General features: G+C 69.8%; 8 protein-coding genes. 4 read left to right on the forward strand and 4 right to left on the reverse strand.

What is annotated here, in order from left to right; all coding sequences use genetic code 11:
• Positions 1-76: 76 nt before the first annotated feature.
• From ASG71_RS11805 to ASG71_RS11820, 4 genes are all read right to left on the reverse strand, one after another.
• Complete coding sequence (locus ASG71_RS11805) at positions 77-2,764, reverse strand: LuxR C-terminal-related transcriptional regulator (protein ID WP_056739416.1); 2,688 nt, start codon at positions 2,762-2,764, stop codon at positions 77-79.
• Positions 2,765-2,775: 11 nt separating this feature from the next.
• Positions 2,776-5,379, reverse strand: coding sequence for a LuxR C-terminal-related transcriptional regulator (locus ASG71_RS11810; protein WP_056739418.1), 2,604 nt, complete (start codon positions 5,377-5,379; stop codon positions 2,776-2,778).
• Positions 5,380-5,642: 263 nt separating this feature from the next.
• Positions 5,643-7,856 carry a 4-alpha-glucanotransferase gene (malQ, locus tag ASG71_RS11815; RefSeq protein ID WP_056739420.1) on the reverse strand — a complete coding sequence of 738 codons (2,214 nt, stop codon included), beginning with the start codon at positions 7,854-7,856 and terminating at the stop codon, positions 5,643-5,645.
• Between the two features lie 6 nt (positions 7,857-7,862).
• Entirely contained in the window at positions 7,863-8,465 is a 603-nt protein-coding gene (locus tag ASG71_RS11820) for a hemerythrin domain-containing protein (RefSeq protein WP_082575087.1), read from the reverse strand.
• Positions 8,466-8,618: 153 nt separating this feature from the next.
• Between ASG71_RS11820 and ASG71_RS11825 the strand changes: the two genes are divergently transcribed.
• The 4 genes from ASG71_RS11825 to ASG71_RS11840 all read left to right on the forward strand — a co-directional run bounded on the left by ASG71_RS11825 (position 8,619) and on the right by ASG71_RS11840 (position 12,066).
• A complete protein-coding gene (locus ASG71_RS11825) occupies positions 8,619-8,972 on the forward strand; it encodes a TraR/DksA family transcriptional regulator (protein WP_056739424.1) in 354 nt (117 codons plus the stop codon).
• Between the two features lie 9 nt (positions 8,973-8,981).
• The gene (locus ASG71_RS11830) at positions 8,982-9,755 is read left to right on the forward strand and encodes a M50 family metallopeptidase (protein ID WP_235564070.1); all 774 of its coding nucleotides are present in this window, start codon (positions 8,982-8,984) and stop codon (positions 9,753-9,755) included.
• 106 nt (positions 9,756-9,861) lie between these two features.
• Entirely contained in the window at positions 9,862-10,929 is a 1,068-nt protein-coding gene (locus ASG71_RS11835; RefSeq protein WP_056739426.1) for a glutathione S-transferase family protein, read from the forward strand.
• 3 nt (positions 10,930-10,932) lie between these two features.
• Positions 10,933-12,066 (forward strand): serine hydrolase domain-containing protein, encoded by a 1,134-nt coding sequence (locus ASG71_RS11840; RefSeq protein ID WP_056739428.1) that lies wholly within the window; start codon positions 10,933-10,935, stop codon positions 12,064-12,066.
• The last annotated feature ends 28 nt before the right edge of the window (positions 12,067-12,094 follow it).

Raw genomic sequence — 12,094 nt, forward strand, 5'->3', positions numbered from 1 at the left:
CGGGATGTGGCCTGACCGGTCGCGGACTCACTTGCGCAAGTCCTACCGCTGCCCCGCCCGCATTTCGGCGCGGGCTTCAGCGGGGGCTGAGCGTGCCGCTTCGCACGGTCGTCAGGCCAACGGTCTTCAGGTCTTCGCGGCGATTGATGCCGAGCTTGCTGAAGATGCGGTAGAGGTGACCCTCAACAGTGCGGACCGACAGTGAGGAAAGCTCGGCAATCTCGCGGTTGGTGTTGCCGTTGGTCACCATGGTGACAATTTCGCGTTCCCTGGCTGTCAGGGACGTCGTGTCATCGGGGCCAAACAACGGCAGGGCGCTGATGCCCGCCAACTCGTTGCGCCTGAGGTGGAGCAATTGGGCCACCGCCCGCCCGCGCCTCGGATCCCGGCTGCCGTTGAGGAATGAGACCGCCTTGCCGAGGCATTCGGCCGCGAGCAGGAAGTACCGCCGCTCCTGCGCCCTTTCCCCGGCCGCGAGCAACTGCTCGGCATCACGCTCGAGAAGTCCCCGCGCGTAGGCATTGAGGCACTCGGCCTCCGGTCCCTCCCCGCGGTCCGTCAGTTCCACCAGGCGGGGCAACTGGCCGTTATCGCCCAGCCGCAGGGCCAGTTCACGGACATCCCGCTCCGCCGCGAGCAGTCCCGCGCGTTGGGCCCGATCGGCCAGCCCGGCCAGCGCACAGATGCCGGCCGCTGCGCCCTGCACGACGGCGTTCGCTGCCGCGAGGTGGGCCTCGCCCAGCAGCTGAAAGTGCAATGAGCCCTGATAGGGGACGCGGTTGTAGGCCTCACCGTAGCGGTCCACCATGTCGCTTCGTCCGAGCAGGGACGCCGCGTAGGCTGCCAGGCCCAGGGCGTACGGCAGGAGCTGGTCGAAATCGGATTCGAGCAGGGCCTCGACGGCAACCGAAAGCCTGCTCAGCGCGGTCACCATGTCGCCCTGCCTCAGTGCCGCCAGCCCGGCTACCAGGGGCTGCCCGCCGCCGAAGTGCAACCCGCTGCGAAAGCCATGCCACGGCGCCTCTTCCAGCGGCCGGGCGACCAGGTTCCAGCGCCCCAGCCGAACCAGCGCCAACGAATACTTGAAGCGTGCAAGTTCGTAGGCCCGGAACTCGGCCGTCGAGCTCCCGCCCAGCAGCTGCAGGATTTCGCCGCTCGCCCGGGCGGCACTGTCCGGCCGCCCGGTGGCCGCCAGCAATTCGGCCCAGAGGTAAAGGATCCTGGCGCGGGTGACGGGGTCCGCCCCGGTGTCGGCCACCCCGGCCGCCAGCTCAGTCTCGATGTCGGCATAACGTCCCTCCAGATGGAGTGCATGCAGCATCAGCAGCCGGCTCCCATCGGGGCCGGTCGCCGCGGAACCCCCGCTCCCTGTGCACAGCCGCCGCTCCGACGCGCGCCAGGACGCCGCAATGTCCCGGAGCCCCAGGACATGGCCGCCCATCCCCAGATGCACGCGGGCGGCGAGCCGTGAGGCTGCCTCCGCAGTCGCGGGGTCCGCTGCCGACTCTATGCAGTCCCGCAGCAACGACGCCGCGCGGGGAAGATCACCAAGGTGATAATGCGCTTCAGCCAGCTGGACCTTCGCTGCCGCCCGGAACAATTCCCCGGTCATCGCTTCGGCCGCCTGCAGCGCCACCTGGGGCTCGAAGTGCCGGTTGGCGCTGGCGGCCGCAGCCAGGAGCTGCTCATCGCTGACGGCGGCTCCGCACTCCAACGACCAGCAGACCAGCCTGGTTTGGGTCTCCTCCGGGACCACACCGTCTGCTGCAGCGAGGACCCGGGAGCGGATCATCATGCTGCGGGCCGGCGGAACCAGGTCACGCAGCACCGCTCCCAGCAGCGGGGAGGCCGGCCGCACTAACCTGTGCGGCCCCCGGGCGATGGTGATAAGCCGGTCCTCTTCCAGGGTGTCGACGTCCGATTCCCTGGCCAGCCGCTGCAGCCAGGCCAGGGGCAGGGGTTCTGCGAGCGCCACAGCCTCGAGGATCGTCCTCTCCGCCGCCGGTCTGGCGGCCAGCTGTTCCCGGACCAGATCCCGCAATTGCTGATCGACCCGCAAATGAAAGTTCCTCAGCATCCACACATGGTTGCGCAGCACCAACTCGCCCGACCGCTGGCCCTGCCGGATCAGCGACAGCAGGAAGTGCGGGTTTCCACCGGCAATCCTGTTGAGGGCGGTACTGTCGCCGGCAACCATTTCACCGCCGAGCACCTGACCGCAGAGCTCGGCCGCCTCCGCATCCGTCAGCGGCGAGAGGTCAAAGCGTTGCAGCAGCCCCTCGTCCCAGAGGGAGACAAAAGCCGCCGGCGGTTCGGGCTTCTTCCGGGAGAGCACCACCAGCTTCACCAGCCCGGTCGCCGCCAGGTGTGCCAGCACCTTGGAACTGTCTGTATCGAGGTGCCAGGCGTCTTCCACGATCACGAATGCCTTGGGTTCGCCGGCGTCGAGCTGCCGGCGGAGCACCTCCTCCAGTCGGCGCAGCACCGCCAGCCATGACGCAGGCTCCGGCAGAGGGAACGAGTCCAGGTAAGGGGCCAACGCGCTGAAAGGCAGCTGCGCCATCGCCGCCGCGGGAAAGATCCAGAAGGGCTTGACCGTCGGTCCGAGTTGCCGGAGCACCCCGCGGGCGAGGGCGGTTTTTCCCAGTCCGGCGTCGCCCGCCAGCAGGACTCCCTTCCGGTCCGGATGTTGCAGCGCGGCCACAATGGTCGCCACCAGCCCGGAGCAGCCCGGCTGGTCCTGGGAAAGACCGCCCGTATCCATGTCCGTGGCCCCTACGCGAAGGTCATCTTCAGGTCGGCACGGCTGGTCACCAGGAGCTTTCCGTAGATCTGGTAGAGGTGTCCTTCAACGGTCCGGACGGAGATCTGCATCTTCGCAGCGATGGTTTTGTTGCTCTCGCCCGCGGCCGCCCGCCGGGCCACCTCCTGCTCACGGGCCGTGAGCGTCGGTCCGTCTTCCTCCGTCGGCATGACCCCCAGTTTCTGGACGCTGCTGCTGATCCGATGCCGGGCCGCGCGGGCCGCAGCCCGGTCCCCCGCCGCGGCGGCAAGTTTCTGGGCCTCCCGGGCCGCGTCCCTGGCGAACAGGTCATCGCCCATAGCGGCGGCGGCTTCGGCGGCCTCCAGCAGCACGGAGCTGTCCTGGTCCTGAACGCCCGTTCCGAACAGGCGGCAAACGTCGGCAAATACCCCCTGGACGGAAGCCGACGCCGCGACCAGCCGCGGGGCGGCGCCGTGGCATCCTTGCCGCACAGCCGCGCAGAGGAGAACCAGCTCGGGCAGTTTCGCACCCCGGCGGCGTTCCTCCTCGGCCAGTCCCAGCAGCCGCACGCCTGCTTTTTCCTTGGACGCGAGTTCGGCAGAGGCGAGCACCTGGAAGAAAGAACGCACGCTCAACGAGAGCTGCGACGGGCAGCGGCCGTCGAGTTCCACGGATAGCAAGTACTGCAGGGCCTTGTCGTTCTTCCCAAGCAGCGCGTAGCAGTACGCGATAGCTGCACCGGCCAGTGCCTGCCCCCCGGACGTGTCCAGCTGCCCGAGCTGACGCTGTGCCGGCAACAGCCGCATCAGCGCACGCTCCGCCCGCCCGCAGTAGGCGTCCAGGACGCCCTGGGCGAGTTCGCCCAGGGCAACGGCGACGGCGGCGGTTCCGCCGGTGCTCCGCCCGGCGTCGGGACCGCGGAAGAGCCGGGGAACAGGGGATGTCCCGACAAAGCGGCACAGCAGTGCTTGCTCAGTGGTCTCTGCGCCGACCATCGCCAGCTCTTCTGCGGTGAAGCGCACCTGCATGTCCTGGACCAGGGTCCGGGCATCCGTCCGACGTCCCGCAATCGTCCAGGCCTGCCACAACAGCGTGGCAGCGTGGACCAGTTTCTTTCTGTCCGTGCAGGCTGGATACAGCCGAACGAGCGCCTCCGTCGCCTGGCGGTACCTGCCCTCGCTGAAGTCCAGTTCGGCGGCGGCCAACGCGAGGTCCTCACGCAGTGCGGCTATTTCGGCGCCGTCCTGGCTGGAGCCGGTTTCGATTCCGTTCAGCCGCACCTCCACACGGTCCAGCTCGGCCCGGGCTTCCGACCCGCGGCCGGGACAGGAGGCAAGAACGTGGCTGCGCACCAGCGTCGCCTCGACCCAGCAGCCCAGCGAAAGGTCCATCGCGTCAAGGTCACGCGGGGTGATGAGCTGTTCCGCCTTCGCGTTCTCCCCGAGCGCCAGGTAGGCCCGGGCCCGGAGGATCAAAGCGGTGCCTCGTTCCTGCGGCGCCAGCAGTTCCGCAAACCGCAACGCTTCCCGAGGCTGGCCGGCGCGGTTGGCCAGGCACGCTGCCTCCCTGGCCTCCTGCGGGGACAACGCCTCCCCACAGTCGAGCGCCCACCGGGCCATCGCCAGGACTTCCGCGGCCGAGCCCTCGGCTCCGTGCCGGGCCTGCGCAGCGCGCAGGTACAGCTCCCGGCTCCGGCGCCTGGGAACACGCTCGCGGAGAGCCCGCTCCGCCAGCGGGTTCCCCAGCCGGATAACGGACCACCGGCCGGTTGCCCGCTCGAGGCAGCCCCTCGCGGTGAGGGCATCAACGGCTTCAGCGCTGCAAAGCTGCAGCAGGGAGTTCAAGGGCATGCCGCCGCTCAGGGCCAGCAGTTCCAGGACCTGCCGCTCCGCGCGGGATTCCGGGTTGATCCAGGTGCAGACTGCGTCCCTGGAGTTCGCACCGTCCACGAAGGCGCTGTTGGTCAGCACCCAGATACCGTCGTCCTCAATGAACGTGCCCGCGTCAATCTGATCCCGCACGATCAGTTCGAGCACCCTGGGGTTTCCACGGCTGGCTGCCCAAAATGCCGCCGCCGCCGCGGCTGAGACCTGGGCTGCGCAATAGGAGCGCAGCCATTGGCGTGCCTCGGCCCGACTGTAAGCGCCAATGTCAGTCCGGCCGACGACGCCGTCCTTCCACAGCGACACCAGCTCCCCCGGAGCCGCCAGCAGGTCCTCTCCCGTGGCCAGCAATCGAACGGTGCCGTGGACCGTCAGCCGGTTGATGACGAGGGCGGCCAGATCGTCAAGGCCCTCAGCGTCATCCACGAACAGGACAACATCGCGTCCCCCGGCCCGTTCCCGCAGCAACCGGGCAAGTCCGGCGACCACCTTGAGCGGATGGTCGAGGCATCCCTCGTCGAGGTCTTCCATGAGCGATCCCAGGGCGCCGTAAGGCGTCGAGGCCGGGGCCGAACGGCCCTCCACCTGCACCACCAGGAAACTGCTATCCAGATGCTCCAGCGCTTTGCGGGCGAGAAAGGTTTTACCCACTCCCGGCGCCCCGACGACTACCGCGCCGCAGGAGCCGCCGGTGCTGCCGTCGCCGGTGAGGGAGCCCAGAATTTCCCCCACCAGCTCCTGCCGGCACCATCCTGGACGGGAACTCCCCCCGGTGCGGGGAATTACGGATTTAGCTTTTATAGGGTTGCCTACGGCAACAAAATTTGGGACAAGAGCGCTAAGCGTGGACATGATGTGAGACCTTCGTATTCAGTTGAGACCCAGTAGGCCAAACCCTAGAAACTGCCCAGTAGAGGTGCACGAGTAACGGGTACTCGAATAACCTGCCCCGCTCCTGCATGGGCGCGGCGACAGTACTCGCCTTCCGGCAGCCACTACTTGCCCGCCGACCCGCTCCCGTCGCCAGGCGGAACAGGGCGCAGTGCCCTCCGGATCGTGGCAAGCAGTGACCGGAACCGCGGATTCCGGGGCAGGTCCTCAAGCAGGACGACGCCATCCGGGCCCGCCAGCGGCACACGCCAGTTGGGATACTCGGAACCGGTGCCGGGCTGGTTCTGCGTCCGCCGCTCCCCGACGGCGTCCACCAGGGCCACACCCAGCAAAACCGACGGCGTCAGCCCGGTGAACGCGTACAGCGCCTCGACCGTCGCCTGCTCACCCGGAGGCGGAGCATCAGCCGGCGGGAGCAGCCCGCGCTCCCTGACCCGCGCCAGCACCGCTTCCTGCTCCGCGGCGTCCGCGGCACGCTCCTCAGCCACCGGCCGCCGCAGCAGCCCGAGGGACTCCCGCAGGGTCACGTGTTCGCCCGCCAGGTAGCCTGCCGTGGGCGGCAGGTCGTGCGTGTTGACGCTGGTCAGGCACTGCTCCCGGTAGCTTTCCGGGTCGAGGGGGCCGTTGGAGTCGCGTTCGAACCACAGGATCGAGGTGCCAAGGATGCCGCGCGCAGCAAGGTAGTCCCGCACCCACGGCTCAAAGACCCCAAGGTCCTCGCCGATCACCAATGCTCCGGCGCGCTGGGCCTCAAGGGCCAGGATCCCGATCAGCGCCTCGTGGTCGTAGTAGACGTAGGTGCCCTGGTCCGCCGTCGCACCCTCCGGAATCCACCAGAGCCGGAACAGGCCCAGGATGTGGTCCACCCGGATGCCGCCGGCATGGCGCAGCACGGTGCGCAGCATGTCCCGGTAGGCGGCGTACCCGGATTCCGCCAACCTGCCGGGGTGCCACGGCGGCTGGGTCCAGTTCTGGCCCTGCTGGTTGAACACGTCCGGCGGCGCGCCCACCGTGACGCCGGAGGCGAGCACCCCGGCCAGGGTCCAGGCGTCGGCGCCGCCGGGCTTCACCCCGACCGCGAGGTCGTGGACGATGCCGATCCGCATCCCCGCATCCAGTGCCGCCTGCTGGGCTGCTGCAAGCTGTTCGTCGCAAAGCCACTGCAGCCAGCGGTGGAACTCGATCCGGTCCGCGAGCGCCGTCCGTTGGGTCGTGCAGTAGCCCGTGCCCGGTGAGGCTGCTTCCTCTGCCCATTCCGGGGACGCGGGGTCCAGGCGCTCCGCCATGGCGCACCACAGGGCAAAGTCGTCCAGCCCCTTACCCTGGCTGCGGCAGAATTCGCCGAAGCGGCGGGCCCTGTCGGGGCCGCGGCTGACCCGGAAAATCAGCTCCAGCGCCGCCAGCTTAGCCGCGTAGCCGGCGTCCCGGTCCAGCAGGTCCGGTTGGCGGTTGCCGGACTGCAACCGGAGGGCCGACTCGTGGATGGCGGCCTGTGCCCGGGGTTCAAGGTAGGCGTACTCCGGAATCTCCTCGACCCTGAGGTAGAGCGGGTTGAAAAAGCGCCGGGTGGCCGGCAAGTAGGGCGAATCCTCCACGGGTGGGCTCGGTTCGGCGGCGTGGAGCGGGTTGACCAGGAGGAAGTCCGCGCCCTCCCCGGCCGCCACCGCGGCGAGGTCTGCCAGGTCGGCCAGGTCGCCAATGCCCCAGGAGCGTGCGGACCGGACGGAGTAGAGCTGGGCGGTGAGGCCCCACGCGCGCCGCCCGGCCAGGGTGCCGGTGGTGCGCAGTTGCGCCGGTGCCACCACGAGCGGGCACTCAGCGGTCATTCCGGCAGTATCCGCCAGGATGGTGTGCCAGCCCGGGCCGAGCCCCTCGGGGACGGCGAAACTCGCGCGCCCGGTCAGCACGCCGTCGACCTCGACGGGCGTTTCCCAGTTCTCCAGCTGCGCGACGACGTACCGGGTGCCGTCCTCGGCGACCACCAGGACGCTGACGGCGCTGCCGTGCGGGACGTGCACGTCAAAGGACGCAGCCACGCCCTCGCGGGCCACCACGGTCGGTGGCAGGAGCCGCCGCCACGGGGCCAGCCGGGCCTGTTCCAGCGAGCGCCGGATGTGGCCGGGATCCCCGGCGGCAACCCCAAGGGCGCCGAGGACCCGGCGCAGGGTTCCGGCGGCTACAGGGTGTTCGAGGCCGTCCCAGCCGCGGTAGGAGATCCCCACCCCGTGGACGGCGGCCAGTTCGCGCAACGCCGTGTCGGCGTCGGTGACCTGTTCCGTACCCGCGGCGGGACCCTCGGACACGGGATGGCCGGCCATGGCAGGTCAGCCGTTGGCCGGCGGCACGTCCGGGACGGTGCGGTCGTGCAGGCCGTGCACGTGCGCCTCCCCCACCAGTTCGTGCAGGCCGGCGACGGCGTCCGCGAGGCTGAGTCCGGGCGAGTCCATGATGAACGGCATCAGCAAGCCGTTTTCCTTCTGCAGGTGCAGTGCGAAGATCTGCCCGATGGCCCCTGCGGCGACGGCGGCCTCAACGCCGTGGGCTGCACGGAGCCGCTCCACGAGCCCGACGATGACCTGGTGTTCGGAGAGCATGCCGGCCACCAGCAGACGGCCCTCGGGGGTTCCGCCCGCCCCGCCGTAGAGCGGGCCTTCCTCCGCTAGCGCGTGCGGTACAAGCTCCGTCTCGCACCACTCGACCAGCACCTCGTGGGCGTCATGCTCGGCGACGGTGTCGTGGGCCTGCACGGCGTGCGTAAGGGCCGAGACCAGGGCGTCGAGACGCTTGAGCATCCCGGCGTGGTGTTTCTCCACGGCGGCGAACGCCCGGGCATCGTCCTCGGCGGGCTGTGACACCGCGGGCGTCGGAACAGGTGGTGGTGAAGCGGGGTCCTGCGGGGCAGGGGTCTGTGCGGCGGAGGGGTCCATGGTATCTCCCTGGCTGGGTGAGATCGGGTTTTCACTGTACTGCCGGTCCGATCCCCGGGGACAGGGCTTTCGGCCCGGCGCACCGGCCGTGCCTGCCCTGACCGCGGGGGCGGTTTCGACGCGGTCCGGCTGCCCGCGCTAGCCTTGCACCCTATGGTCGACGTCGAACGGTTCCGCATCCTCCTGTCTCAGGAGCGCGAACGCAAGCTTGCCCTGCTCCCCGCCCTGCGCCGGGACATCACCTCGGTCAACGCCGCCCGGCAGGATTCCAACGTCGACGACGAGCACGACCCCGAAGGCGCCACGATCGCCTTTGAACTCTCCCAGGCCTCCGCGTTGCTCGCCCAGAGCAGCGCCGGGCTGGCTCAGATTGACGCGGCCCTGGCCCGGATCGACGCCGGCACCTACGGAATCTGCGCGGTCTGCTGGGGCCCCATTGCCGAGGGCAGGCTTGAGGCCAGGCCGTGGACGCCGTACTGCATTCAGCATTCCGCCGGTAAGGCCTGAGTGCCGGCGGTGGGTAGCGGACTGCCCGGCGTCGCCGCCGCTGACCTGGCCGGCACCTGGTGGGAACGGCTGGTGGCCGGCTTCAGCCACGCCCAGGTCCCTGCGGTGACCGCCACTGAGCTCCTCATAGTCGCCGCTGCCGCCGTCATCCTGTCCCTGCCGAGCGCCACCTGGCGTTACTTCGGTCTGCTGGCCACCGTGACCCATGAACTTGGCCATGCTGTTGCCGCCCTGATGACCGGCCAGCGCCTCGGCGGCATCCGGCTGAACCTGGACCATTCGGGCACGACCACGAGCTACAGCCGGCGGCCGGCCGCTGTAGTCTGGTCCACGTTCTGGGGCTACCCGGTCCCTGCCGTGGTGGGCGCGGCGATGGTCTGGTGCGGGTTCACCGGCTGGGGGCCGGCCGCCATGTCGGCGGGGACCGTGCTGCTGCTGGTGTCTTTCATCTTCCTGCGCAACGCCGCCGGGGTGCTGATCACCGCCGGTGCAGTGCTCGCGGCCGTCCTGCTGGTGTTGTTCGTCCCGGCCGTGCTGATCGGCCACGTGATGATCGGGCTCGGCCTGGCGCTGCTGGTGGCGGCCGTCCGCGACCTGGGGAAGCTCATCACGGTGCACACCCGGCACCGAAACCGGCTGGCAACGTCGGACGCGTACCTGCTGGCCCGCGCCACCCGGGTTCCGGCCTTCCTCTGGATCGGACTGTTCACGGCTGCTGTGGCCGCCGCCTGGTGGGTAGCCTGGCAGCCGATCGCCCCGGTGCTGGCAGGCCTGCTGCGCTGAACCTGCTGGGCTCTGCCGGTGGCGCTGTGCCGGTGGCGTTGTGCCGGTCGGGCGTCCCGGGCAGCCCCGGCGGCTCCTCGTTGGACCGGAGGTTTAGGCTGGGGGCATGAGTGAGTCAACCACGAAGACGGACCAGGCCTTCAGCACGCGCGGCGCCTATGTCACCGGCGGGGCGGAGTTCAACCGCGACACCAACTACATCGAGGACCGGATCACCCGGGACGGCACCCCCGGCGCCAACGGTGAGCCGGGTTGGAAGGTTGAACCGGGCCGCTACCGGCTGGTCGCGGCGCGGGCCTGCCCGTGGGCGAACCGCACAGTGATCGTGCGGCGGCTGCTGGGCCTCGAAGACGTCATCTCGCTCGGCCAGCCGGGGCCCACGCACGACGCCCGTTCCTGGACCTTTGACCTGGATCCGGGCGGGAAGGATCCGGTCCTAGGGATCGAGCGGATCCAGGAGGCCTACTTCCGCCGCTTCCCGGATTACCCCCGCGGCATCACCGTTCCGGCCATCGTCGATGTTCCCAGCGGAGCCGTGGTGACCAACAATTTCCCGCAAATCACCCTTGACTTCTCCACCGAGTGGACCGAGTACCACCGTGACGGCGCGCCGGAGCTGTATCCCGAGGCCCTCCGGGCGGAGATCGACGCCGTGAACAAGCGCGTGTTCACCGAAGTCAACAACGGCGTCTACCGGTGCGGCTTTGCCGGCTCCCAGGAAGCTTACGACGCGGCCTACGACCGGCTCTGGACAGCCCTGGACTGGCTCGAGGAGCGGCTCACCGGCCAGCGCTACCTCGTCGGCGACACCATCACCGAGGCAGACGTCCGGCTGTTCACCACCCTCGCCCGCTTCGACGCGGTCTACCACGGACATTTCAAGTGCAACCGGCAGAAACTCAGCGAGATGCCGGCGCTGTGGGCCTACGCCCGGGACCTGTTCCAGACCCCCGGCTTCGGAGACACGATCGACTTTGTGCAGATCAAGCAGCACTATTACATCGTCCATGAGGACATCAACCCCACCGGCATCGTCCCGAAGGGCCCGGACCTGGGGAACTGGCTGACCGGGCACGGCCGGGAGGCCCTCGGCGGCCGGCCCTTCGGCAACGGCACCCCGCCCGGGCCGGTGCGGGCCGGCGAAGAGGTCGCGGCCGGCCACGGAGCCGGCTGAGCCGTGGCGGACACCGCAACCAGCGACGCGGCAAACGCGCCTTCCTCGTCCGGATTCGCGGCGCCCGGGTTCACGGCCGTCCGGGAACTCTTCGACTCCTTCCTGGCCGAGGACCCCGCCTACAGCGCCCAGCTCGCCGTCTACCGGCACGGCGCCAGGGTGCTGGAGCTCAGCGCGGGCACCGGACTGGGCCCCGGAGAGATCACCGGCACGTACTCGTGTTCCAAGGGTGCCGGTGCCATGGTCATCGCCCTGCTGGTCCAGGAGGGGCTGCTGGACCTGGACGCCGCACTGGTCGCTTACTGGCCCGAGTTCGGGGCGCACGGTAAGGACCGGGTCACCGTCCGGCAGGCACTGTCCCACCAGGCGGGGGTCCCCGGCATCGCCGGAGGCCTGGCGCTCGCCGACTTCCCCACCTCCGAGGCAGCGCGCCGGCTCGCCGCCGAGGCTCCGCTCTGGCGCCCGGGCACAGCCTTCGGCTACCACGCCCTGACGATCGGAATCATCATGGAGGAGCTGTGCCGGCGGGTGGCGGGAAGGTCCCTGCAGGCGCTCTTCGACGAACGGCTGCGGCTGGCCTACGGCCTGGACTTCTTCCTGGGCCTGCCCCTGGACCAGGAGCCGCGGTTCCGGCCGGTACTCTACGACGAGGAACCGCCGGCGGATCCGTTCAGCCTCGACGGGATCACCAGCAATGCCCCGGTCAGCACCATCATGGAACTGCCCAACCACCGCGTCATCCGGGCCGGCGGGATGAGCAGCGCCGGCGGGATCGGCTCCGCGGACGGCCTGGCCCGCCTCTACGCCGCCGCGCTCACCGGCGTCGACGGTCTCCCCGCGTTCCTGGCTCCGGCCACCGCCGCACTCATGGCCGAGGAGCAGGTCTGGGGCCTTGACCGGTGTTCGGCCCAGGGCAACGCGTTCGCCGTCGTCTTCATGAAACCGCAGCCCGAGCGGGACTTCGGCAGTGCGTTCGCCTTCGGGCATGAGGGTGCCAATGCCGCCCTGGGCTATGCGGACCCGGCCCACGGCATCGGTTTCGGCTACGTCCCCCGGCGTGCCGAGGAAGGCCGCACCAGCGGTCGGGCGCAGCGCCTGTCCGCCGCCGTCCGGAAGGCCTGCGCCGCCGAGGACTAGCCGGACAGGGCGCGGGCGGGTTTGTCCA

This window comes from Arthrobacter sp. Soil763 (genome assembly GCF_001428365.1).
Lineage (GTDB): Bacteria > Actinomycetota > Actinomycetes > Actinomycetales > Micrococcaceae > Arthrobacter.

Coding starts and splice junctions, on each gene's coding strand:
- ASG71_RS11820 (WP_082575087.1), bottom strand. CDS start 8,465: ATGGACCCCTCCGCCGCACAGACCCCTGCCCCGCAGGACCCCGCTTCA.
- ASG71_RS11805 (WP_056739416.1), bottom strand. CDS start 2,764: ATGGATACGGGCGGTCTTTCCCAGGACCAGCCGGGCTGCTCCGGGCTG.
- ASG71_RS11825 (WP_056739424.1), top strand. CDS start 8,619: ATGGTCGACGTCGAACGGTTCCGCATCCTCCTGTCTCAGGAGCGCGAA.
- malQ (WP_056739420.1), bottom strand. CDS start 7,856: ATGGCCGGCCATCCCGTGTCCGAGGGTCCCGCCGCGGGTACGGAACAG.
- ASG71_RS11835 (WP_056739426.1), top strand. CDS start 9,862: ATGAGTGAGTCAACCACGAAGACGGACCAGGCCTTCAGCACGCGCGGC.